The sequence below is a fragment of the Micromonospora sp. Utrum1 genome, from assembly GCF_057197805.1.
Genome location: NZ_CM170071.1, coordinates 1,822,683 through 1,845,704, shown reverse-complemented (window position 1 = coordinate 1,845,704; position 23,022 = coordinate 1,822,683). Strand labels below are relative to the sequence as shown.

Here is a 23,022-nt window from a genome sequence, read left to right as displayed (position 1 = left end):
CTCCTCGCGCTCACCGCTGCTCCCCCCGCCGGCGCAGGCGGCGCAGCGCCGGTTCCGGGTCCACCTGCTCCGGGTCGTTGTCCGGCCCCTCGCCGCCGAGGTCCGCGGTGGCCACCTCGTTGCGTTCGGCGAGCCGGACGATCTGCCGGTCCTCCAGGTCGTCCTGGACCTCGTCGTCGCCGGTGAGATACCAGCTCCGGTAGGCGACCGCGAGCAGGAACGCCGTCAGCCCGAACGTGATCACCACGGCGGTGAGCACCATGGCCTGTGGCAGCGCGTCGCTCATCGCCGCGGGCGGCGCGGTGCCCACCAGCGGCGCGGCCCCGGACCGGCCGCCGAGCAGGATCAGCAGGTTCACCCCGTTGCCGAGCAGGATGACGCCGAGCAGGATCCGGGTCAGGCTGCGCTCCAGCAGCAGGATGACCCCGGTGGCGACGAGCACCCCGACGGCGATCACCAGCACCAGGGTCGGCCCGGCCGCGCCCCGGGTCACCGCGGCACCTCCGGTCGCGACCGCGGGGCTCGCCGGACCGGCCCGCTCCTCGCGCTCACGGGCCCTCCCCCTCGCGCTGGACGGCGAGCCCGCGGGCCGGTTCGCCGGCCGCCTCGACGTGCCGGTCCACCTCCGCGCCGAGGCTGCGCAGGATGTCCAGCACCAGCCCGACCACGATCAGATAGACGCCGATGTCGAAGAAGAGCGACGTGACCAGGTAGAAGTGGCCGACCAGCGGCAGCCAGAGGTTGACCTTCACGCTCTCCAGCACCTGGCCGGTGAGGAGCAGCCCGAGCACGCCGCCGCCGACCGAGACGGCCAGTCCGGCGCCGAGCACCATGCCCGCACCGACCGGCGCCGCCTCGGCCAGCTCGTACCGGCCGCCGGCCAGGTAGCGGACGGTCAGCGCGAGGCCGGCAACCAGGCCGCCCGAGAAGCCGCCGCCCGGGGCGTTGTGCCCGGAGAAGAGGAGGAACAGCGAGAAGAGCAGCACGGTGTGGAAGATCAGCCGGGTGACCACCTCGAAGACGAGCGAGCGGCGGCGCTCCTGCAGGGTGGCTCCGCCGCGCAGCCACACCGTCCGCGGGTCGCGGCGCGACGGGACCGGGCCGGGGCGGCGCGGCCGGGGCCCGGTGCGGGACCGCTCGAAGATCAGGCTGGCCACCCCGGTCGCGGCCACCACCAGCACCGAGATCTCCCCCATCGTGTCCCAGGCCCGGATGTCGACCAGGGTCACGTTGACCACGTTGCGGCCGTAGCCCTGCGCCACGGCGAGGTCGGGGAAGGCCGCCGAGATCGACGGGGTACGCCGAGCGCCCGCCGCGGCCAGCGCCAGGCCGGCCATGACCAGGCCCGCGGCCACCCCGATACCGCGGCGTACCCAGCGGCTGCGGCGCAGCGGGCGGGCCGAGAAGCGTTCCGGCAGCCGGCGCAGCACCAGCACGAAGACCGCGATGGTGACGGTCTCCACGAGGAACTGGGTGAGCGCCAGGTCGGGCGCGCCGTAGAGGACGAACATCATCGCGGTGCCGTAGCCGGTGACGCCGACCAGCAGCATGGCGGTGAGCCGGCGCCGGGCGCCCACCGCGAGCAGCGCGGCCACCGCGATCACCACGCAGACCACCAGCTGGGTCGGGTTGTCCCAGACGGCGATCTCGGTGCGCCAGGGCCGGGTGGCCAGCATCGCGCTGCCCGGCACCAGCACCAGGACGACCAGCACGGTGCCGAGGTACTGCGGCAGGGCGCCGCGCTGGGTGGCGCCGGTGACCTCGATGGCGAACCGGTCGAACCGGTGGGTGACCCACTCGTACCCCTGGTTGCCGCCGACCGGCGCGCGCAGCCGGGTCAGCGCGGGGGCGAGCGGACCGCGGACCAGGTGGAGCACCACCCCGCCGGCGATCACCAACGCGGAGAGGCCGAGCGCCGCGCTCGGTCCGTGCCAGAGCGCCAGTTTCTCCTCGACCGGGCCGAACAGCTCGGCGTACGGGCGGAGCAGCCCGCCCAGCCAGCCGGCGGCCGGGCCGGCGGCGAGCCCGGCGACGGCGAGCAGGGCCGGGGGTACGAGCATCGCGGCGGGCGGCCGCTCCACGTCGGTGGCCGGGACGCCCGGCCGGGAGGCGAACGCGCCCCAGAGGAACCGGATGCTGTACGCGACGGTCAGCGCGCTCCCCACGACCAGCACGGCGAGCACCACCGGCTGCCCGGTGAACGCGCCGAGCACCGCCTCCTTGGCCACGAAGCCGAACAGCGGCGGCACCCCCGCCATCGAGGCGGCGGCCAGCACGGCGACCGTGGCGAGCACCGGCGCGTTCCGGCCCACCCCGGACAGGTCGCGCAGGTCCCGGCTGCCGGCGCTGTGGTCGAGGATGCCGACGACGAGGAAGAGCGCCGCCTTGAACAGCGCGTGCGCCAGCAGCATGGCGACGCCGGCGAGGGCGGCCTTCGGGGTGCCCGCGCCGAGCACCACGGCGAGCAGGCCGAGCTGGCTGACCGTCCCGTACGCCAGCAGCAGCTTGAGGTCGGTCTGCCGCAGCGCCGCCCAGCCCCCGGCGACCAGGGTGACCAGCCCGGCGACCACGGTGACCGGCCGCCACGGTCCGGCCGGCGCGAGCGCCGGTCCGAGCAGCCCGACGAGGAAGATCCCGGCCTTCACCATGGCCGCCGCGTGCAGGTAGGCGCTGACCGGGGTGGTCGCCGCCATCGCCACCGGCAGCCAGGAGTTGAACGGGAAGACCGCGGACTTGGCGAGGGCGCCGGTGAGGACGAGCAGCACCGCGACCACCAGGTAACCGCCGCCGGGCAGCGGCGCGGCGGTGACGACGGACCAGCGGTAGCTCCCGACGTGGTGACCGAGCAGCAGGAAGCCGACCAGCATGGCCAGTCCGCCGAGGGTGGTGACGGTCAGCGCCTGGGCGGCCGCCCACCGGCTGGACCGCCGCTCTGTGCTGTGTCCGATCAGCAGATAGGAGAAGACCGTGGTCAGCTCCCAGAAGACGTAGAGCAGCAGCAGGTCGTCGGAGACGACCAGGCCGACCATCGCCCCGGCGAAGGCGACCATGACGGCCGCGAACCGGGCCAGGCCCGCCGAGCCGGCGTGGAAGTAGCGGGCGGAGTAGACCAGCACCAGCGCGCCGACGCCGCCGACCAGCAGCAGCATCAGCCAGGACAGGGTGGTGACCCGCAGCGCCACGTCCAGCTGGAGCTCCGCGACCCACGGGTACGTCTCGACCACCGCCCCGCCGGCGCGGACCGCGCCGGTGTGGGCCACCGCCCAGCCGAAGGTGGCGGCCGGGGCGAGCGCGAGCAGCAGGCAGGCGCGGGAGCCGTACCGGTGGACCAGCAGCGGGGCGGACAGGGCCGCCACCAGGTGCAGGATCAGCAGGACGAGCACGCGCACTCCCGGTCGAGGTGACAGCGTGCCGGGGCACGCTGCGGCCACGACCGATGAGACGCCACATTCCCGACCAGCTGGGCGGTTTTCGGGAAACCCGCCCGGCGGCGCGGCCCGGTCAGCGCAGGGCGGGGTCGACGGCCGTGCGGTCCCGGCGGGGCGTCTCGACCAGCAGGTCGGGCCGGCCGAGCTGGCGGACCGCCTTGTTCACCACCCGCTGGGCGGCGGCGAGGGAGCGCACCGGCAGCAGCTTGCCGCGGCTCTCCCGGCGCAGGACGAAGTAGTGCACCGCGGCGCGGACCAGCCCTCGGTCGGCGGCGCTGGAGTGGGCGGTGGCGACGACCAGCTCGCGGAGGCAGCGGGCCAGTTCCTCGGCCAGCTCCAGCTCGGGGCCCTGCAGGCCGGTGCGGAGCGCGGCGAGATGGCTGTCGACCTTGCGGATGAGCACGTCGGTCCCGGACCCGGAGCCTCGCCCCTGCACGGTCATCCAAGCCCTCCACCCCACGCTGCGTTGCGGGTGAAGTTACTTTATGTTGCGCGGTGGAAGCAAGCAGTTAAGTGAGACTTAACGCATTCAAGGCCGCATCCGTCGCTTAAGGCCCCGTCCCCGGACAGAACAGCGTCCGCCGAGGACTGGTTGTCACACCGACCAGGCAGGATGGAAGGCGTGGCGGACGAGGTGACCCAGGGCGCGGCGGTCCTGGCGGAATTCGGCGCGGCGACCCGGGAGTGGTTCGCCGCGGCCTTCGCGGCGCCCACCGCCGCCCAGACCGGCGCCTGGCGGTCGGTCTCCGCCGGGCGCAACGCCCTCGTCGTCGCCCCGACCGGCTCCGGCAAGACCCTCGCGGCGTTCCTCTGGTCGCTGGACCGGCTGGCCAAGGAGCCGCCGCCGGCCGAGGCGCGGCAGCGCTGCCGGGTGCTCTACGTCAGCCCGCTCAAGGCGCTCGCCGTCGACGTGGAACGCAACCTGCGTGCCCCGCTCACCGGCATCCGGCAGGCCGCCACGCGGCTCGGCCTCACCCCGCCGGACATCACGGTCGGCATGCGCACCGGCGACACGCCGGCCGACGAGCGGCGAGCCTTCGCCCGGACCCCACCGGACATCCTCATCACCACCCCCGAGTCGCTGTTCCTGCTGCTCACCTCCGCCGCCCGCGACTCGTTGCGCGGGGTCCGCACGGTGATCGTCGACGAGGTGCACGCGGTGGCCGGCACCAAGCGCGGCGCCCATCTGGCGCTCTCCCTGGAGCGCCTCGACGCGCTGCTGGAGACGCCGGCGCAACGGATCGGGCTCTCCGCCACCGTCCGGCCGATCGACGTCTGCGCCCGCTTCCTCGGCGGGGCCCGCCCGGTCGACGTGGTGCAGCCGCCCACCAGCAAGACCATCGAGGTCAGCGTCCAGGTGCCGGTGGAGGACATGACCCGCCTCGACGAGCAGGAGCCGCCGGAGGACGCGCTGGGCGGGCTCGGCCCGCGCCGGGCGTCGATCTGGCCGGCCGTCGAGGAGCGGGTCTTCTCGCTGATCCGGTCACACCGCTCGACCATCGTCTTCACCAACTCCCGGCGCAGCGCCGAGCGGCTCTGCGCCCGGCTGAACGAGCTGGCCGCCGAGGAGCTGGAGGCGGCGAACGGCCCGGCGGCCGGCGACGGCGGGCCGGTGGGTCCGCTGCGCGCGCCCCGGCAGCCGGCCGAGGTGATGGCGCAGTCCGGTGCGGCGGCCGGCGCGCCGCCGGTCATCGCCCGGGCCCACCACGGCAGCGTCTCCCGCGAGGAGCGCAAGCACATCGAGGAGGCGCTGAAGTCCGGGCAGCTCCCGGCCGTGGTCGCCACCTCCAGCCTGGAGCTGGGCATCGACATGGGCGCGGTCGACCTGGTCGTGCAGATCGAGGCCCCGCCGAGCGTCGCCGCCGGCCTGCAACGGGTCGGCCGGGCCGGGCACCAAGTCGGCGCGGTCTCCCGGGGCGTGGTCTTCCCGAAGCACCGCGGTGACCTGCTCTCCTGCACCGTGGTCGCCGAGCGGATGGGCGTCGGCGCGATCGAGGAGCTGCACTACCCGCGCAACCCGCTCGACGTGCTGGCCCAGCAGATCGTGGCCATGGTGGCCCTGGAGCCGTGGCGGCTCGGCGACCTCGCCGTGCTGGTCCGCCGGGCCGCCCCCTTCGCCGAGCTGCCCGACTCGGCGCTGCACGCGGTGCTCGACATGCTCTCCGGGCGCTACCCGTCGACCGCCTTCGCCGAGCTGCGACCCCGGCTGGTCTGGGACCGGGCCGCCGACGTGCTCACCGGCCGGCCCGGCGCGCAGCGGCTCGCCGTCACCAGCGGCGGCACCATCCCCGACCGGGGCCTCTTCGGGGTCTTCCTGGCCGGTGCCGAGCGGGCCGCCCGGGTCGGCGAGCTGGACGAGGAGATGGTCTACGAGTCCCGGGTCGGCGACGTCTTCCTGCTCGGCTCGTCGTCCTGGCGGATCGAGGAGATCACCCCCGACCGGGTGCTGGTCTCCCCCGCCCCGGGCCAGGCCGCCCGGATGCCGTTCTGGAAGGGCGACCAGCTCGGCCGGCCGGTCGAGCTGGGCCGGGCCATCGGCGCCCGGGTCCGGGCGCTGCTGCGCCAGTCCGACGCCGACGCCGTGGCGGCGCTGCGCGCCGGCGGGCTCGACGACTGGGCCGCCGGCAACCTGATGACCTACCTGCGCGAGCAGAAGGAGGCCACCCGGTCCCTGCCCGACGACCGCACCGTGGTGGTCGAGCGGTTCCGCGACGAGCTGGGCGACTGGCGGCTCGCCGTGCACTCGGTGCTCGGCGCCCGGGTCAACGGCCCGTGGGCGCTCGCCATCGGCCGCCGGCTCGCCGAGCGCTACGGGGTGGACGCCCAGGTGATGCCCTCCGACGACGGCATCGTGGTCCGGCTGCCCGACACCGCCGACGAGCCGCCCGGCGCCGACGTGGTGGTCTTCGACCCGGAGGAGATCGCCCAGCTGGTCGAGGAGTCCGTCGGCACGTCGGCGCTGTTCGCCGCCCGGTTCCGCGAGTGCGCGGCCCGGTCCCTGCTGCTGCCCCGCCGCGACCCGCGCCGCCGGCAGCCGCTCTGGCAGCAGCGCCAGCGCGCCGCCCAACTCCTCGACGTGGCCCGCGAGTACGCCGACTTCCCGGTCACCCTGGAGGCCGCCCGGGAGTGCCTCCAGGACGTCTTCGACCAGCCCGCGCTGGCCGAGCTGATGCGCGACCTGGGCGCCCGCAAGGTCCGCCTGGTCGAGGTGGAGTCCGAGCGCCCGTCGCCGTTCGCCCGCTCGCTGTTGTTCGGCTACGTCGGCGCGTTCCTCTACGAGGGCGACGCGCCGCTGGCCGAGCGCCGGGCCGCCGCCCTGGCACTCGACTCCGGGCTCCTCGGCGAGCTGCTCGGCCGGGTCGACCTGCGGGAGTTGCTCGACCCCGCGGTGCTGGCCGAGACCGAACGGCAACTGCGCTGGCGCACCGAGCAACGCCGCCCCCGCGACGCGGAGGACGTGGTCGAGCTGCTCCGGGTGATCGGTGACCTGAGCGAGGCCGAGCTGGCCGAGCGGGGCGTACCGGCCGGGTGGCTGGGCGAGCTGGAGGCGGCCCGTCGGGCGCTGCGGGTGCGGATAGCCGGCGAGGACCGCTGGGTGATCGTCGAGGACGCCGCCCGGCTGCGCGACGCGCTGGGCGTGGCGCTGCCCGTCGGGGTGGCCGAGGCCTACCTGGCGCCGGTGGCCGACCCGCTCGGCGACCTGGTGGCCCGCTACGCCCGCACCCACGGCCCGTTCGCGGCGGCCACCTGCGCCGCCCGGTTCGGGCTCGGGGTGTTCGTCGTCGAGCAGGCGCTGCGCCGGCTCGCCGCCACCGGGCGGGTGGTCTCCGGTGAGTTCGCCCCGGACAGCGTCGGCACCCAGTGGTGCGACGCCGAGGTGCTGCGGCTGCTGCGCCGCCGGTCCCTCGCCGCGCTACGCCGGGAGATCGAGCCGGTGCCGCCCCGGGCGCTCGCCGCGTTCCTGCCCCGCTGGCAGCAGGTCGGCTCGTCGGCCCGCGGCGTGGAGGCGGTCGCCGCCACCGTCGAGCAGTTGCAGGGCGTGGCCGTGCCGGCGTCCGCGCTGGAACGTCTCGTGCTGCCCGCCCGCATCGCCGACTACTCCCCCGCCCAGCTCGACGAGCTCTGCGCCAGCGGGGAGGTGGTCTGGGCCGGGTCCGGGGCGATCTCCGGCGGCGACGGCTGGGTCACCCTGGCGTACGCGGACGTCGCGCCGCTGCTGCTGGCCCCGCCGGACGAGGCACTGGCCCTGACCCCGCTGCACGAGGCGGTGCTCGACGCGCTCGCCGACGGGCAGGCGCTCTTCTTCCGCTCGCTCTCCGACCGGGTCGGCTCCACCGACGACACCGCCCTGGCGGCGGCGGTGTGGGACCTGGTCTGGGCCGGTCACCTCACCAACGACACCCTGGCGCCGCTGCGGGCGGCGCTCGGCGGCGGCGGGGCACACCGGTCCCGGCCGACCGCCCCGCGCACCCGCTACCGCCGCCCCGGCCGGGTGGCACTGCCCAGCCGCGGCGGCCCGCCCACCGTGGCCGGCCGCTGGTCCCGGCTGCCCGACCGCGACCTCGACCTCACCCGGCGGGCCGCCGCCCTCGCCGATCTGCTGCTCGAACGGCACGGCGTGGTGACCCGGGGCGCGGTGATGGCCGAGCAGGTGACCGGCGGCTTCGCGGCGGTCTACCCGGTGCTCTCCGCGCTGGAGGAACGCGGGGCGGCCCGGCGCGGCTACTTCGTCGAGGGGCTGGGCGCGGCCCAGTTCGCCGTGCCGGGGGCGGTGGACCGGATCCGCGCCCTCGCCGATCCCGCCGATGACAGCCGGGGCCGGGGCGGGCCGACCACGGTGCTCGCCGCCACCGACCCGGCCAACCCCTACGGCGCGGCCCTGCCCTGGCCCGACCGGGTGATCGACTCCGGCGACGGGGCGGCCCCGGCCACCGGGCACCGGGCCGGGCGCAAGGCCGGGGCGCTGGTCGTGCTGGTCGGCGGCGACCTGGTGCTCTACGTCGAGCGGGGCGGGCGGACGATCCTCTCGTTCACCGACGACACCGACACGCTGGCCGCGGCCGGCAAGGCGCTCGCCGACGCGGTGCACTCCGGCGCGCTGGGCGCGATCTCGGTGGAACGCGCCGACGGCGAGGCGGTGCACTCGTCGCCACTGCGCGACGCGCTCACCGCGGCCGGCTTCCGCGCCACCCCGCGCGGCCTACGCCTCCGCGGCTGACCACCCGGCCCAGGCACCGCACCCTCACACGCGCGCCTCGCCTCGGCGGGGCGCCCCAGAGATCTTGGATGGAAATGGCCCCCACAGGGGCCGTTTCCATCCAAGATCTTTCCGGCGTTCCGGAATGTGGATGAGCCGGCCTGCTCGCTAGGGTGTTCCGCGACGACGAGGGAGACGACATGGCCTCGATCCAGGTACGGCCCGCCGAACCCGGCGACCAGGTCGACCTCGCGGCCCTGCACCGGCGCGAGTGGGGCGGCCCGTACGTGGTGGTCCACGACACCCGCTACGACCTGCGGGAACTGCCCACAATGGTGGCGGTGGACGGGGCGGGCGGGTTCGCCGGGGCGCTGGTGCACCGGCTCGCCGACGGCGGGCTGGAGGTGGTCAGCCTCGCCGCCACGGCGCCCGGCAACGGCGCCGGCAGCGCCCTGCTGGCCGCCGCCGAGGCGGTCGCCGCGGCCGCCGGGGCGGACCGGCTCTGGTTGGTCACCACCAACGACAACCTGCGGGCGCTCCGCTTCTACCAGCGCCGGGGGCTGCGGATCGTGGCGGTGGACGCCGGTGCGGTGGACCGGGCGCGGGCGGTCAAGCCGGGCATCCCGTACCTGGGCGAGGACGACATCCCGCTCCACGACGAGCTGCGGCTGGAGCGGCGGCTGCCCGCGCCGGCGGCCCGGCCGTGAACGGCACCGACTCGGCGCCGGGCGGCGGGCAATGGATCTCGCTGACCACCGACTACGGCCTGGCCGACGGTTTCGTGGCGGCCTGCCACGGGGTGCTGGCCCGGCTCGCCCCGGCCGCCCGGGTGATCGACGTGACTCACCTGGTGCCGCCGGCCGACGTACGCCGGGGCGCGGCGGTGCTCGCGCAGGCCGTGCCGTACCTGCCGGTGGGGGTGCACGTGGCGGTGGTCGATCCGGGCGTGGGCACCGCCCGGCGGGGCGTCGCGCTGGCCACGCCGGGCGGGCTGCTGGTCGGCCCGGACAACGGGCTGCTGCTGGACGCCGCCGAGGCCCTCGGCGGGATCACCGGGGCGGTGGAGCTGACCAATCCGGCCTGGCTCGCCCCGACGGTCTCCCGCACCTTCCATGGGCGGGACGTGTTCGCCCCGGTCGCCGCGCGGCTGGCGCTCGGCGCGCCGCTCGCCGAGGCGGGCCCGGCCGTGGACCCGGCGACGCTGGTCCGGCTGCCGGCGCTGGTGGTCCGCGCCGACGACACGGGCTTCACGGCCGAGGTGCTGACCGTCGACCACTTCGGCAACGTCCAGCTCGCCGCTCCCGGCGCGCTGCTCGACGGGCTGCCGGAGCGGGTCCGGGTGGCCGGCCGGGCGGCGGTGCGCGGAAGCACCTTCGGCGACGCCCCGCCCGGCGGGCTGGTCGCGTACGTGGACTCGGCCGGCCTGGTGGCGCTGGCGGTCAACACCGGCCGCGCGGTCGACCTGCTCGGCGTACGCCCCGGCGAGGTGGTGACGGTGACCGCCGGCTGACCCCGCCGACCAGGCGAAACGGGCCGGGGCGAGGGAGGATGGCAGGGTGCCCGAAGGCGACACCGTCTGGAACACCGCCCGCGTCCTCCAGCGCGCCCTGGCCGGCGCCCGGCTCACCGGCTCCGACTTCCGCGTGCCGCAGCTCGCGGCGACCGACCTGACCGGCTGGACCGTGCGCGAGTCGACCAGCCGCGGCAAGCACCTGCTCCTCCGGCTCACCGCGCCCCCCGACGCCGCCGGGCGGGACTGGACGTTGCACTCGCACCTGCGGATGGACGGCGCCTGGCGGGCGTACGCCCCGGGCGAGCGGTGGGCGGCCCGCCCGGCGCACCTGATCCGGGTGGTGCTCCGCTCCCCCGGCGCGGTCGCGGTCGGCTACCACCTGCACGAGCTGGCCCTGATCCCGACCGCCGAGGAGGAGTCGCTGGTCGGCCACCTGGGCCCGGACCTGCTCGGCCCCGACTGGGACCCGGACGAGGCGGTCCGCCGGCTGGCCACCCACCCGGACGAGACGATCGGCGAGGCACTGCTGGACCAGCGGAACCTGGCCGGGGTGGGCAACCTCTACAAGTGCGAGGTGCTGTTCCTGCGCGGGGTCTCCCCGTGGACGCCGGTTCGCGCGGTGCCCGACCTGGCCGGCACGGTCACCCTCGCCCAACGGCTGCTCGCCGCCAACCGGGGTCGCTGGACGCAGAGCACCACCGGTTCGCTGCACCGCGGACAGACCAGCTACGTCTACGGCCGCCGGGCGCAGCCCTGCCGGCGCTGCGGCACGGCGATCCGCAAGGAGGAGCTGGGCGAGCGGGTGACCTACTGGTGCCCGGCCTGTCAACCGGACCGCTGAGTGGGACGGCGCATGGAACTTCCACGAACCACCCAAGATCGCCCGAGATAGGGACGATTGGGTAGTTCCCCGCCGCACCTCCGGCGTCGCATGCTGCGGTGGAGTGCTCACCGATCGTCAGCAGCGCGTACGCCCGTCACGTCGGGGTGGCGGCAGGCGCGCCCGGACCCCGGGGAGAGCCATGGTGCTGTTCCGCAGACGCCGGCCGGGATGGACGGACCGGGCCGCCCGGACCGCCGAGGACCACGCGCCGACGGTGCCCGCCGCCCGCGCCGCCGAGGAGGAGACCGGGCCCACCCCGGCCAGCCTCGACCCGGCCGCCGTGCCGCGCTGCTTCGGCCCGGTGCCGAACTTCGCCGCCAGCCCGCTGCCCGCGCTCGACCGGGACGGCCGGCCGGTGCCGGGCACCGGCATCCGCAAGTTCGTCGACCCGCTGCCGGTGCCCGGCCCGCTGGCCACCGCCGGGCTGGGCGCCCGCCTGCCGGTCGCGGTGCCCGACACGATCACCTGGCCGGGCTGCGACTACTACGAGATCGGCCTCCAGGAGTACGCGCAACGCCTGCACCGCGACCTGCCGGCCACCCGGCTGCGCGGCTACCGCCAGCTCAACCTGGGCACCGACGCATCCGGGCACAACACGGTCAGCCCGCCGGACCGGCCCTGGCACCTCGGCCCGATGATCGTCGCCCGGCGCGGCCGGCCGGTGCGGATCAAGTTCATCAACCAGCTTCCCACCGGCCGGGCCGGCGAGCTCTTCCTGCCGGTCGACGAGACGGTCGACGGGGCGGGGACCGGCCCGTTGGACGGGCCCGCGCCGTACCCGGGGAACCGGGCGGTGCCGCACCTGGCCGGGGCGCAGACGGCGTGGATCAGCGCCGGCAACCCGTGGCAGTGGGTCACCCCGGCCGGCGAGATCACCCCGTACCCGACCGGGGTGGGGGTGACCCCGGTGCCCGACATGCCGCCGCCCGGCGGGGGTGCCACCACGCTCTACTTCCCCAACGAGCAGAGCGGCCGGCTCATGTGGCTGCACGACAACACCCTCGGCCTGTCCCGGCTCACCGTCTACTCCGGGCAGCTGGCGCTCTACCTGCTCACCGACCCGGCCGAGGAGCGGCTGGTCGACGACGGCGTGCTCCCCGCCGACCAGCTCCCCCTGGTGATCGAGGACAAGACCTTCGTGCCGGACGACGCCCAGCTCGCCGCCCAGGACCCCACCTGGGACCGGGACCGCTGGGGCGCGAAGGGCAGCCTCTGGCACCCGCACGTCTACCAGCCCCGGCAGAACCCCTACGGGACGACCGGCGGCAACCCGACCGGCCGCTGGGACTACGGCCCGTGGGCCCACGACCCGGACGGCGGGGCCAGCCCCTGGGTCGCCCCGGTGCCGAACCCGCACCACGACCCGGTCGCCGAGCCGGACGAGCCGCCGCTGGCGCCGGGCGTGCCGCACCCGTCGGCCGTGCCCGAGGCGTACGGGGATACCCCGCTCATCAACGGGGTGGCCTACCCGTACCTGGAGGTCGCGCCGCGGGCGTACCGTTTCCGGATCCTCAACGCCTGCCCGGACCGCACGCTCAACCTCCAGCTCTATCGGGCCGGCTCGGACCAGCCGATGTGGACCGAGACGGGCGGGCCGGGCGACCCGCGCGCCGGTGAGGTGCCGATGGTCGCGGCGGCCCGGGCCGCCGGGCGGCCGGCGCACTGGCCGGTCGACGGACGCGAGGGCGGGGTGCCGGACCCGGCCGCCGCCGGGCCGGAGCTGATCCAGATCGGCAACGAGGGCGGCCTGCTGCCGGCCCCCGTGGTGCTGCCCAACCGCCCGATCGGCTACCGGTACGACCGCCAGGACCCCACCGTGCTCAACGTGGACGGGCACACCCTGCTGCTCGCCCCCGGCGAGCGCGCCGACGTCGTGGTGGACTTCGCGACCGTCCCGCCGGGCAGCACCCTGATCCTCTACAACGACTGCCCGGCCCCGCTGCCCCGGTTCGACCCGCGCTACGACCACCACACCGACGCCCCGGACCGCACCGCCACCGGCGGCCTCCCCGCCGCCCGCCCCGGGTACGGCCCGAACACCCGTACCCTGCTTCAGATCCAGGTCACCGGCAGCCCGGCGGCGCCCTACGACCGGGACGTGCTGGCCGCCCGCCTGCCCGGCGCGTACGCGGAGAGCCAGCGGCCGCCGATCGTGCCGCAACCGGCCTACGACGCGGCCTTCGGCACCCGTACCCCCGGCGAGACGCTGGTGTCGGCGCGCGCCACCTCGGTCACGTTCACCCCGCCCGGCGCGGCCGCCCCGGTCACCCTGCCGCTCGCGGTGAAGTCGGTCGGCCAGGTCTTCGAACCCCGGCACGGCCGGGCGGTGGGGCGGCTCGGGGTGGGCCACCCGAACGCCGGGCCGCGGACCCCGGCCACCCTGCCGCTCGGCCCGGTCGACCCGGCCACCGAGGTGCTGTACGCGACCGACCCGACCGTGCCGGTGGGCGGGCCGGCCGACGGCACCCAGCTGTGGCGGATCGTCGGCGACGCGCCCCGCACCCACCCCGTGCACATCGAGGGCTGCGACGTGCAGCTGGTCAACCGGGTCGGCTGGGACGGCACGGTGCGCCCGCCGGACCCGGGCGAACGGGGCTGGAAGGACACCGTCCGGGTCAACCCGCGGGAGGACGTGATCGTCGCCCTGCGCCCGGTGCCGCCCACCCTGCCCTTCAAGATCGGCGACAGCGTGCGCCTGCTCGACCCGACCCGGCCGCCTGGCGCCCGGCTGGACGCCAGCCCGGTCAGCCCGGTCGACGGGCGCCCCGCCGCGGTGGTCAACCAGCTGGTCAACCTGGGCTGGGAGTACCGCTGGCAGACCCGCTCGGCGGGCCTGCGCGACCAGGGCATGAGCCGGCCGCTGGTGCTGCGGGTGGCGCCCAAGGCGCCGACCGGGCTGACCGCCACCCCGGCGCCCGGCTCGGCCACCGCGCTGCCCGCCATCGCGCTGACCTGGACCGGAAACGGCGGCCGCCCGCCGGCCACCAGCCACCGCCTGCAACGCGCCACCGACGCGGCCTTCACCGCCGGGCTCACCGAGATCACCGTGGCCGCCACCGCCACCCGGTACACCGACGCGTCCGTCACCCCCGGGGTCACCTACCACTACCGGATCCGGGCTGAGAACGCGGTGAGCTGCTCGGCCTGGTCGAACAGCGTCCCCGCATCGGTGCAGCTGACCGCGCCGGCCAAGCTGGCGGCCGTGGTGCCGCCGGCCGCGCCGCTGCGGATCGCGCTGCGCTGGGCCAACCGGTCGTTCGCGACCGGGGTGGACGTGCAGCGGGCCACCAACCCGACGTTCACCAGCGGGCCGGGCACCACCGCCATCGCCGTCGGCGAGGCCCACCTCGACCCGGCGGTCGCCCCGGACACCACCTACTACTACCGGGTACGCACCACCTACCTCGGCGCGGCGTCACCCTGGTCGACGGTGGCCACGGTGACCACCCCGCCCCGCCCCGGTGTGCCGACCGGCGTGCTCGCCACCGCCACCGCGCCCGCTCCGGACACCGCCACGGTGATCCTGAACTGGTCGGCCAGCACGCCGACCGGGTCGGGCGCCGGCTTCGTGGTGCAGCGCGCCACCGACGCCGCCTTCACCCACGAGCTGGCCACGTTCAGCGTCACCGGCCGGGGCTTCACCAACACCGGCCTCGCCCGGGGCGTCACCTACCACTACCGGATCCGCTCGGTCAACGTCGTCGGCGCCTCCCCCTGGACCACGCCCACCCAGGTGACCACCCCCGACTGACCCTGTTGATCAAGGGGTTTGCGTCAGGAATCGCCGCGTTTCTGACGCAAAACTTCTTGATCGACACTGCGAGGGAGTGCGGGGGTCAGGGGGTGCGGAGGGGGGTGTGGGCGGTGCGGAGTTCGGCGAGGGCGCCGGCGACGCCGTGCAGCAGGTCGGTGGCCTCGGTGAGGCGGGTGGCCGAGGGGTGCTCGGTGCTCGGGCTGGCGTCCTCGGCCACGTAGCCGGCGGCGGCCACCACCAGCCGCTCGTACGCGGCCACCCCGCTCTCCAACTGCCCGACCAGCGTGGCGTGCGCCTCGGCGAGCGACCCGCGCGCCTCGGCCGGGGCGAGCTTCAGGGCGCGCTCGACGCCGGCCACCCGGTTGGCCAGGTCGCGCAGGGAACGGTCGGCCTCGGCCGCCTCGCGGACCGCCGGCTCGGCCAGCCCGGTGAGCCGGCCGGCCAGCCCGGCCAGGGTCAGCGCGGCCCGGTCCAGCCGGGCCCACGCCTCGGCGGCCGTGGTGCCGCGCAGCGCGAGGCGGGAGCGGACGCGGCGTACCTCGGCGAGGACGCCGGGGCCGACGGGCAGCCGCTCGACGGCGGCGACCAGCCGGGCTCGGGAGCGGGCGGCGGCCTCGGCCGGGCCGAGGGCCGGCGGGGCCGGCACGGCGGCGAGGGCGCGCAGGTCCACCCAGCGCCAAGCGGCGACGGCGATCGCGCTGCCCGCGGCGCCGGCCCAGGCCGCGTCGGGCAGGCCCAGCCCCGCGTACGGGGTCAGCACGGCGGCGGCGCCGCCCAGCCCACCGGCCAGGACGCTCCAGCGCCGCGCGGACCGGCGCAACCTGCGCAGCCGGCGGAAGTGCCGCGCCCGCTCGTCAACCATCGGTCTCCCCCGTCTGCTAGCTCGTGGTGCTCTCCCCGGTGCCGCGCTCCCGGCTCATGCTGGCCCGGATCTCGTCGAGCCGGGCGGCGGCCGCCGGGTCGGTGGGCTGCCCCACGGCGGGGCGCTCCTGCCGACCGCCGAGCTGCTCGCCGGCCATGCTCGACCGGATCTGCTCCAGTCTGGCCGACCCGGCCGAGTCGAGGGTGGCCTTCTGGATCTCCAGCATCCGGCCCTCGACGGAGTTGCCGGCCAGTTCGGCCCGGCCCATCGCGTCGGCGTAGCGGCGCTCGATCCGGTCCCGGACCTCGTTGAGCGACGGGGTGGTGCCGGGGGCGGTGAGCGCGGACATCGACTCCAGCGAGCGGGCCACCGTCTCCTGCATCCTGGCCTGCTCGAGCTGGCTGAGCAGCTTGGTGCGCTCGGCCAGCTTCTGCTGGAGGATCATCGAGTTGTTCTCGACCGCCTTGCGGGCCTGCGCGGCAGCGCCGAGCGCCTGGTCGTGCAGGGTCTTGAGGTCCTCGGTCGCCTGCTCGGCGGAGACCAGCTGGGTCGCGAGCAGCTGCGCGGACTGCTCGTAGCGCCCGGCCTCGGTCTCGTCGCCGCGCCCCCGGGCCTGGTCGGCAAGGACGAGGGCCTGCCGGGCGTTGGCCTGGAGCTGCTCGACCTCGGTCATCTGCCGGGACAGCTTCATCTCCAGCTGGCGCTGGTTGCCGATGACCGCGGCCGCCTGCTGGACCAGCGCCTGGTGCTGCCGCTGGGCCTCCTCGATGGCCTGCTGGATCTGCACCTTCGGGTCGGCGTGCTCGTCGATCTTCGCGCCGAAGAGCGCCATCAGGTATTTCCAACCCTTGACGAACGGGTTCGCCATCTCCGCCTTGTCCCCTCAGTAGCGTCGCGTCGCCTCGACCGGGGTCGACCGGCGGGCCGCGCGGTGTGCCTCCATCGTCCCAGTCGGACGCCAACACGGCACCCGTACGACCCTGATCAACACTACGACGCGGTCGCCACCGGCGCCCATGGCGCGGCGGGCGGGATCAGGCGGCGCAGACCACGTCGCGGTCGGCGGGGCGGACCCGGGTGCTGCGCAGCGTCGCCTTGAGCGGCGAATCCTGGCGGACCTGGACGGCCACCGAGCCGTCGGAGGTGACGTGGCGGACGCCCCGGTTGGTCGCCTTGCGCACGGCGGCCGCTGCCACCGGCGTCGACTCGACCGGCTCGTCAGCCAACGGGACCAGCACCCCGGGCATCTGCTCGGCCAGCGCGACGGTGTCGCTGACCTCGCGGAGCAGCTCGGAGAGGCGGGCGCCGAGCGCGTCGCAGATCGCGGCCAGCAGCTCGCTGGAGGGTTCCTTCTGGCCGCGCTCGATCTCGGAGAGGTAGCCGAGGCTCACGTTGGCGGCGGAGGAGACCTCGCGCAGGGTGCGGTGCTGCCCCTGCCGGCGCGCCCGCAGTGCGTCACCGATCACTCGGCGTAGCAGGACCATCGCACCTCCCCCTGGACGGGATCATCATCTCCGGCCGGACGTGCCGCGCCGGACGCGGCGAACCGCCCCGGCGCCGGCGTCGTCCGCCGGAGCCTTCCCGCAACCGTACCCGTTGGTCGCCCCGGCGACATCCCACCCCGCCTCTCCAATCCTGCGGAACCCGCCGCGCGGGCCGGTCGGCGGCCCCGCGCCGGCCCCGCCGTCGTCGGGCGTGTCGCGGGCCGGCTCACCGCTGGCCGGCCCCCGCCCGGTCGACGTCGTCCGCCTCGTCCGCGGATTCCGCCTCGTCGGCCTCGACCGCGGCGTGGATCTGGTCGGCGAGCAGGCGCAGCGCCTCGATCACCGCCGCCGAGCGGATGTGGTCCCGGCCACCGTCGAGGTGCAGCTCACGTACCTCGGTGCCGCCCGGCCCGGTCGCGGCGACGTAGACCAGGCCGACCGGCTTGCCGTCCTGCGGCTCCGGCCCGGCCACGCCCGTGGTGGCCAGCCCCCAGTCGGCGCCGCAACGCCGCCGCCCGCCCTCGGCGAGGGCGGCGGCCACGTCCGGATCGACCGGTCCGCGCTCGGCCAGCAGATCCTCCGGTACGCCGGCCAGCTCCGACTTCAGCTCGGTGGCGTAGACCACCAGGCCGCCCCGGAAGACCCCGCTCACCCCGGCGATCTCCACGATCGCGGCGGAGAGCAGCCCGCCGGTCAGCGACTCGACGGTGGCCAGGGTCTCCCCGCGCTCGTGCAGGCTGTGCACCACCGAGGCCGCCGGACTGCCCGCGGGCCGCTCATGATTCGCATCCGTCCCCATGCCGGCCCTCTCTTCCCGAACTGCCGCAACCTACTCATCCTGCGCACGGAATCGCCGATCATGAGGCTGTCCCCGGCGGCGCGCCGCACCGGCCGAGCTCAGCGGGCGGGGCGGCGCAGGCGGAGGGCCTGGGCGATGTAGTCGAAGCCGGTGACCACGGTGACCACCACGGCCGCGCCCATGATCCAGGGGCCGACCGGGGCCAGCGCGGCGGGCATCGGCCAGAGGTACCAGGTGATCGCCAGGATCTGGAGGGCAGTCTTGATCTTGCCGCCCCGGCTGGCCGCGATCACGCCGTGCCGGATCACCCAGAAGCGCAGCGCGGTGATGCCCAGCTCGCGGGCGAGGATCACCGCGGTCACCCACCAGGGCAGCCGGTCGTACCAGGAGAGCAGCACCAGGGCGGCGCCGGTGAGCGCCTTGTCGGCGATCGGGTCGGCCACCTTGCCGAGCGAGGTGACCAGCCCGAACCGGCGGGCGATCCAGCCGTCCACCAGGTCGGTCGCCGAGGCGACCACGAAGATCAGGCAGGCGGCCATCCGCCAGCCGGCGTGGCTCATCGCGGAGGCGACCACGGTGACCGCGAAGACCGGAACCAGCACCAGCCGCACCGCGGTCAGCATGTTCGCCGCGTTCAGCAGGGGCACCGGGGCCGCCACCGTCGACTCCGCCCCGGTCATGTCCGGCACCGCCCCACGTGGCTCTCCCGTCCTGTCCGGGCCCGTCGTCACCGTGCCGCGCCGGGCGCCGCCGAGATCATCTCATCCGGTACGGCGATCAGGTCGACACCCTCGGTCGCGGTGACCGTGGCCCGGACCAGGTCGCCGGGGCGCAGTGCGGCCAGGTCCACCCCGCCGCCCTGCGGGGCGACCAGGGTCGTCGAGCCGTCGACCTCGGGCGCCTGGTGGGCGGCCCGCCCCTCGACCACGCCGTCGGCGACCGAGTCGACCAGCACCTCCACGGTCGAGCCGAGCCGCTCCTCGGCCCGCTGCGAGCAGAGCTCGTCGGCCAGTGCGGCGAGCTTGTCGTAGCGCCGCTTGATCGTCGCGGCGGAGACCTTGCCGGGCAGGCCGGCGGCCTCGGTGCCGTCCTCGTCGCTGTAGTCGAACACGCCGATCGCGTCGAGGCGCGCCTCGGTCAGGAACCGGACCAGCTCGGCCACGTCCTGCTTGGTCTCCCCGGGAAAGCCGACGATGAAGTTGCTCCGCGCGCCCGCCGCCGGCGCCAGCTCGCGGGCGGAGGCCAGCAGCTCCAGGAACCGGTCGGTGGAGCCGAACCGGCGCATCCGGCGCAGCACCGGCTCGCTGGAGTGCTGGAACGACAGGTCGAAGTAGGCGGCCACACCCGGCGTGGTGGCGATCACCTCGACCAGGCCCGGCCGGGTCTCGGCGGGCTGGAGGTAGCTGGCCCGCACCCGCACGATGCCGTCGATCGCGGCGAGCTGCGGCAGCAGCTTCTCCAGCGCCCGCGGGTCGCCCAGGTCCTTGCCGTACGAGGTGGAGTTCTCGCTGACCAGCACCAGCTCGCGCACGCCGGTCTTGGCCAGCCACTCCGCCTCGGCGAGCAGCTCGTCCGGCGTGCGCGAGACGAACGCCCCGCGGAACGCCGGGATGGCGCAGAACGCGCACCGCCGGTCGCAGCCGCTGGCCAGCTTGAGCGAGGCCACCGGCCCGGTGTCGAGCCGGTGCCGCAGCACCTGCCGCAGGTGGGCCGGGGTGTGCTCGTCGGCCTCAACGGTGACCCGGGTCGGGGTGCCGTGGCCGGGCAGCGACACCGCCGCCTCGCGGCGCTTGACCGGGGTGAGCGGGAGCAGCTCGCGCCGGTCGCGCGGGGTGTGCGCGCCCAGCGCCTCGCCGGCCATCACGGCGTCCAGCCGGGCCGAGATGTCCGGATAGTCGTCGAAGCTGAGCACCGCCTGCGCCTCGGGGAGGCTGTCGGCCAGCTCGCGGCCGTAGCGCTCGGCCATGCAGCCGGCGGCGACCACCTTGGCGCCGGTGTCGGCGGCGGCCAGCAGCGTCTGGATCGAGTCCTGCTTGGCCTTCTCCACGAACCCGCAGGTGTTCACGACCACCACGTCGGCGCCCTCGCCGTCGGTGGTCACCTGCCAGCCGTCGGCGTGCAGCCGGGCGGCCAGCTCCTCCGAGTCGACCTCGTTACGGGCGCACCCCAGGGTCAGCAGGGCGACGCGACGGTTGTCCGAGGACGACGGCTCCGGGTCGCGGCGCGGCGTCGGACGCGCCGAACTGGAGTTGTCGTAAGGGGAGGTGGCAGACACCATCCGAGGGTACCGGGCCGCGGCGGGATCGCCGCGCCGCCCGGCCGGGGCATCGGCCGGCTCACAGTTGAGCCGCGGGTCAGCGGGCCGCGGCGCCGACCCGGGCCAGGCGGTCGAGGAGGAAGACCTCGGTGCCGGCCAGGCCGGTGGAGCAGAAGACCGAGATCTGGTCCGCGCCGGTCCGCCCCGGGGCCGCCCCGGCCAGCACCGCGCCCAGGTCGCGCAGCCGGTTCGCGTACGGCTCGACGGCGGCGAGCATCGGCGGGGCGTACGCGGCCGCCTGGGCGGGCGAGTCGGTGACCAGCAGGTCGGCGGCGTCCAGCAGGTCGGGCCCGAACTCGTGCCGGTCGACCTGCTTGAAGCCGACCGTGTTGACGTGGGTGCCCGGGGCGAGGTCGGTGGCGTCCAGCACCGGGCAGGTGCTGGTGGTGGCGAGCACCACGAGGTCCCGGTCGCGCACCGCCGCGGCGGCCGAGTCGACGGCGCGGGCCGGCACGCCCAGCTCGGCCCGGACCCGGGTGGCGAAGGCCTCCCGGCGGGCCGCCGAGCGGCTGTGCACGGTCACCTCGCGCAGCGGGCGGACCGCGGCGGCGGCCCAGACCTGGGTCCACGCCTGGCGACCCGAGCCGACCACGCCGAGGGTGGCCGCGTCGGGGCGGGCCAGCGCGTCCACGGCCACCCCGCCCAGCCCTCCGGTGCGCCGCGAGCCCAGCTCCTCGCCGACGGCGATGGCGCGTACCGCCCCGGTGGTGGCGTCGTGCAGCACCACGAGCTGCGCGCTCTCCGGGTGCCCGAAGGTGTCGTACGAGCGGAAGCCGTACCACTCGCCGGTGAGGTGCCCGGCGGTGAGCACCATCCGGCCGCCGCCGAGCGGGGCGGACGCCCGGGGCGGGGCGATCAGCCGGCCCTCGTACGCGGCCAGCAGCGCGTCCCGCATGGCGGCGACGGTGAACGGGGCGTCCACGGTGGCGGCGACGTCCTCGTCGGAGAAGAGCACGGTCATGCCGACCATGGTGCAACCTGAAGTTGACGTGAACTCCAGCCATGGTGGGATTCCTCACCGCGCCGGACCATCGGCTGCGGCGGTGCTAGCGTCGGCCTCGGCGGCCCCGCGCCGCCCCGGACGAGTGGTGGGCGTACCCGGTCAGGCCAAGACGCCCCGCGTGACCGCCCGTCCCGGCCCCGGTGGCCGGGCCCGCCCCGTCAGAGGTGACCCGATGGCCTGGCTCGTACTGGTGCTCTCCGGACTGCTGGAGACCGCGTGGGCGATCGCCCTCGACCGCAGCGCCGGCTTCACCCGCCCGCTCCCCTCCCTGGTCTTCGTCGTCGCGCTGGTGGCCAGCATGGCCGGCCTGGCATACGCGCTGCGGGACATCCCGGTCGGCACCGGCTACGCCGTCTGGGTCGGCATCGGCGCGGCCGGCACGGCCGGAGTCGGCATGCTGGCGCTGGGCGAGTCGGCCAGCCTGCCCCGGATCGCCTGCCTGCTGCTGGTGGTCGCCGGCGTGGTCGGCCTCAAGCTCTTCCACTGAGCCTCCGGCCCGTCCGGCGTCCCGTTTGGACGGCATGCCGGCGCGGGTATCTCCTCCTCGCCCCACCCGAGAGGAACCACCGACGGAGGACATCATGGCCGACATCCACGCCACCGCCCGCCCGCGCAGCAGCGCGGCACGCGTCTGCACGATTCTCGCGTTCGTCTTCGCGGTCATCGCGATCTTCTTCCTACCGCCGCTGTTCGGGCTGATCGGCCTGGTGCTCGGCATCGTCGGCGCGGTGCTCGGCGACAAGCCCCTCGGCTGGTACGCCGCCGCCGCCAGCGTGGTCGGCGCCGTCATCGGCATGATCCTCAGCTACGCCATCTACAACTCCTGACCCGGTACGCGTCAGGGCCCGCCGGGAGCACCGGCGGGCCCTCGTCGCGGTCTCTGGCGAAGGCAGGCGGACCCTAGTGCAGGCGCGCCGATGCCCCGGCCGGCGGCCGACCGGCCGGCACCAGGACCAGTGACACCAGCGCGGCCAGGGCGGCGGCGACCGCGCTGAAGACGAAGGCGTGCGTGAAGCCGGTGGCCACCACCCCGCCGGAGGTCAGACTCGCGGCGGCGACCGTGGAGACGACCGCCACGCCGACCGAACCGCCGAGTTCGTGGAACGTGTTGACGATGCCCGAGGTGACGCCGGCCTCCCCGGGTGCCACCTCGGCGAGCGCGGTGGTGGTGGCCGCCACGAACGTCATCCCCAGCCCGGCCGCGGCGACGCTGATCCCGATGACCATCGACCCGGACGTCGGCCCCATGGCGGGGATCGCGGCACCCAGTGCGGCGACGGCGAGTCCCACGGTGGCCGTCGTACGGGGACAGAGGTGCCCGACTCCGCGGCTGGCCAGGTGGGCGCCGACGACGGTGCCGAGCGCCACCGGCAGGAAGAGCAGTCCAGTGGTCAGCGCCCCGTGTCCGCGCACCTGCTGCAGATAGAACGAACCGAGGAAGAAGCTCGCGATCAGTAGCCCGGTCGCCACCAGCATCAGGAACGAACCCGCGGCGACCCGGCGGCGGGCGAGGATCGAGAGGTCCACCAGCGGCGCCGGGACGGCCCGTTCGACCAGCACGAAGCCCGCGTAGAGCGCGGCGGCGACCGCGAGCGGGCCGAGGGTGGACATGGCGGTCCAACCGTGGTCGCCGGAGCTGATCAGCCCGTAGAGCGCCGCCGCGGTGGCGAGCGTGACGATGAGCGCCCCGGGCAGATCCAGCTTCCGATCCGCGCGCCGTGGTCCCGGCCCGGGCAGGACGACCAGCAGCAGCGCGAGCACGGCGACCCCGATCGGCACGTT

At 75.7% G+C, this 23,022-nt stretch carries 18 protein-coding genes and 1 riboswitch; of the genes, 7 read left to right on the top strand and 11 right to left on the bottom strand.

Annotated features, from left to right (window positions below):
* Positions 1–10 precede the first annotated feature (10 nt).
* The 3 genes from AC0OLQ_RS09045 to AC0OLQ_RS09035 form a co-directional block, all read right to left on the bottom strand.
* Entirely contained in the window at positions 11–493 is a 483-nt protein-coding gene (locus AC0OLQ_RS09045; RefSeq protein WP_357339753.1) for a Na(+)/H(+) antiporter subunit C, read from the bottom strand.
* A 55-nt stretch (positions 494–548) separates the two neighbouring features.
* Positions 549–3,383: a Na+/H+ antiporter subunit A gene (locus tag AC0OLQ_RS09040; protein WP_484530954.1), complete on the bottom strand. Its 2,835-nt coding sequence runs from the start codon at positions 3,381–3,383 to the stop codon at positions 549–551.
* 118 nt (positions 3,384–3,501) lie between these two features.
* Positions 3,502–3,870, bottom strand: coding sequence for a hypothetical protein (locus tag AC0OLQ_RS09035; protein WP_484530953.1), 369 nt, complete (start codon positions 3,868–3,870; stop codon positions 3,502–3,504).
* A 180-nt stretch (positions 3,871–4,050) separates the two neighbouring features.
* Between AC0OLQ_RS09035 and AC0OLQ_RS09030 the strand changes: the two genes are divergently transcribed.
* The 5 genes from AC0OLQ_RS09030 to AC0OLQ_RS09010 all read left to right on the top strand — a co-directional run bounded on the left by AC0OLQ_RS09030 (position 4,051) and on the right by AC0OLQ_RS09010 (position 14,772).
* Positions 4,051–8,646: an ATP-dependent helicase gene (locus tag AC0OLQ_RS09030; protein ID WP_484530952.1), complete on the top strand. Its 4,596-nt coding sequence runs from the start codon at positions 4,051–4,053 to the stop codon at positions 8,644–8,646.
* Positions 8,647–8,825: 179 nt separating this feature from the next.
* Positions 8,826–9,332, top strand: a complete 507-nt coding sequence (locus AC0OLQ_RS09025) for a GNAT family N-acetyltransferase (RefSeq protein WP_484530951.1) — start codon at positions 8,826–8,828, stop codon at positions 9,330–9,332.
* Positions 9,329–10,135, top strand: coding sequence for an SAM hydrolase/SAM-dependent halogenase family protein (locus AC0OLQ_RS09020; protein WP_484530950.1), 807 nt, complete (start codon positions 9,329–9,331; stop codon positions 10,133–10,135). Before AC0OLQ_RS09025 ends, AC0OLQ_RS09020 begins: the two co-directional genes overlap by 4 nt.
* Positions 10,136–10,181: 46 nt before the next feature.
* A complete protein-coding gene (locus AC0OLQ_RS09015) occupies positions 10,182–10,979 on the top strand; it encodes a DNA-formamidopyrimidine glycosylase family protein (protein ID WP_484530949.1) in 798 nt (265 codons plus the stop codon).
* A 181-nt stretch (positions 10,980–11,160) separates the two neighbouring features.
* Entirely contained in the window at positions 11,161–14,772 is a 3,612-nt protein-coding gene (locus AC0OLQ_RS09010) for a multicopper oxidase domain-containing protein (RefSeq protein ID WP_484530948.1), read from the top strand.
* Between the two features lie 85 nt (positions 14,773–14,857).
* On the opposite strand, the gene pspM is transcribed toward AC0OLQ_RS09010, so the two are convergent.
* The 7 genes from pspM to AC0OLQ_RS08975 all read right to left on the bottom strand — a co-directional run bounded on the left by pspM (position 14,858) and on the right by AC0OLQ_RS08975 (position 21,198).
* Positions 14,858–15,637: a phage shock envelope stress response protein PspM gene (pspM, locus tag AC0OLQ_RS09005; protein ID WP_484530947.1), complete on the bottom strand. Its 780-nt coding sequence runs from the start codon at positions 15,635–15,637 to the stop codon at positions 14,858–14,860.
* A 16-nt stretch (positions 15,638–15,653) separates the two neighbouring features.
* Positions 15,654–16,505, bottom strand: a complete 852-nt coding sequence (locus AC0OLQ_RS09000) for a PspA/IM30 family protein (protein ID WP_484530946.1) — start codon at positions 16,503–16,505, stop codon at positions 15,654–15,656.
* A 166-nt stretch (positions 16,506–16,671) separates the two neighbouring features.
* A complete protein-coding gene (locus AC0OLQ_RS08995; protein WP_484530945.1) occupies positions 16,672–17,121 on the bottom strand; it encodes a helix-turn-helix domain-containing protein in 450 nt (149 codons plus the stop codon).
* A gap of 226 nt (positions 17,122–17,347) precedes the next feature.
* The gene (locus AC0OLQ_RS08990) at positions 17,348–17,920 is read right to left on the bottom strand and encodes a CinA family protein (protein WP_357339844.1); all 573 of its coding nucleotides are present in this window, start codon (positions 17,918–17,920) and stop codon (positions 17,348–17,350) included.
* Between the two features lie 98 nt (positions 17,921–18,018).
* Positions 18,019–18,600, bottom strand: a complete 582-nt coding sequence (gene pgsA, locus AC0OLQ_RS08985; protein WP_484530944.1) for a CDP-diacylglycerol--glycerol-3-phosphate 3-phosphatidyltransferase — start codon at positions 18,598–18,600, stop codon at positions 18,019–18,021.
* 47 nt (positions 18,601–18,647) lie between these two features.
* Positions 18,648–20,198, bottom strand: a complete 1,551-nt coding sequence (gene rimO, locus AC0OLQ_RS08980; protein WP_484530943.1) for a 30S ribosomal protein S12 methylthiotransferase RimO — start codon at positions 20,196–20,198, stop codon at positions 18,648–18,650.
* Positions 20,199–20,274: 76 nt separating this feature from the next.
* A complete protein-coding gene (locus AC0OLQ_RS08975) occupies positions 20,275–21,198 on the bottom strand; it encodes an ornithine cyclodeaminase family protein (RefSeq protein WP_484530942.1) in 924 nt (307 codons plus the stop codon).
* Positions 21,199–21,293: 95 nt separating this feature from the next.
* Positions 21,294–21,359, top strand: a riboswitch (guanidine-III (ykkC-III) riboswitch).
* Positions 21,360–21,412: 53 nt separating this feature from the next.
* Between AC0OLQ_RS08975 and AC0OLQ_RS08970 the strand changes: the two genes are divergently transcribed.
* A complete protein-coding gene (locus AC0OLQ_RS08970) occupies positions 21,413–21,727 on the top strand; it encodes a DMT family transporter (protein ID WP_357339779.1) in 315 nt (104 codons plus the stop codon).
* 94 nt (positions 21,728–21,821) lie between these two features.
* Positions 21,822–22,067: a hypothetical protein gene (locus AC0OLQ_RS08965; RefSeq protein WP_357339781.1), complete on the top strand. Its 246-nt coding sequence runs from the start codon at positions 21,822–21,824 to the stop codon at positions 22,065–22,067.
* A gap of 73 nt (positions 22,068–22,140) precedes the next feature.
* Here AC0OLQ_RS08965 and AC0OLQ_RS08960 read toward each other — a convergent pair whose 3' ends face one another.
* Positions 22,141–23,019: an MFS transporter gene (locus AC0OLQ_RS08960; protein ID WP_484530941.1), complete on the bottom strand. Its 879-nt coding sequence runs from the start codon at positions 23,017–23,019 to the stop codon at positions 22,141–22,143.
* Between the last annotated feature and the right edge of the window lie 3 nt (positions 23,020–23,022).

Coding starts and splice junctions, on each gene's coding strand:
- AC0OLQ_RS09035 (WP_484530953.1), bottom strand. CDS start 3,870: ATGACCGTGCAGGGGCGAGGCTCCGGGTCCGGGACCGACGTGCTCATC.
- AC0OLQ_RS09025 (WP_484530951.1), top strand. CDS start 8,826: ATGGCCTCGATCCAGGTACGGCCCGCCGAACCCGGCGACCAGGTCGAC.
- AC0OLQ_RS09010 (WP_484530948.1), top strand. CDS start 11,161: ATGGTGCTGTTCCGCAGACGCCGGCCGGGATGGACGGACCGGGCCGCC.
- pspM (WP_484530947.1), bottom strand. CDS start 15,637: ATGGTTGACGAGCGGGCGCGGCACTTCCGCCGGCTGCGCAGGTTGCGC.
- AC0OLQ_RS09000 (WP_484530946.1), bottom strand. CDS start 16,505: ATGGCGAACCCGTTCGTCAAGGGTTGGAAATACCTGATGGCGCTCTTC.
- AC0OLQ_RS08995 (WP_484530945.1), bottom strand. CDS start 17,121: ATGGTCCTGCTACGCCGAGTGATCGGTGACGCACTGCGGGCGCGCCGG.
- AC0OLQ_RS08990 (WP_357339844.1), bottom strand. CDS start 17,920: ATGGGGACGGATGCGAATCATGAGCGGCCCGCGGGCAGTCCGGCGGCC.
- pgsA (WP_484530944.1), bottom strand. CDS start 18,600: ATGACCGGGGCGGAGTCGACGGTGGCGGCCCCGGTGCCCCTGCTGAAC.
- rimO (WP_484530943.1), bottom strand. CDS start 20,198: ATGGTGTCTGCCACCTCCCCTTACGACAACTCCAGTTCGGCGCGTCCG.
- AC0OLQ_RS08975 (WP_484530942.1), bottom strand. CDS start 21,198: ATGACCGTGCTCTTCTCCGACGAGGACGTCGCCGCCACCGTGGACGCC.
- AC0OLQ_RS08970 (WP_357339779.1), top strand. CDS start 21,413: ATGGCCTGGCTCGTACTGGTGCTCTCCGGACTGCTGGAGACCGCGTGG.
- AC0OLQ_RS08965 (WP_357339781.1), top strand. CDS start 21,822: ATGGCCGACATCCACGCCACCGCCCGCCCGCGCAGCAGCGCGGCACGC.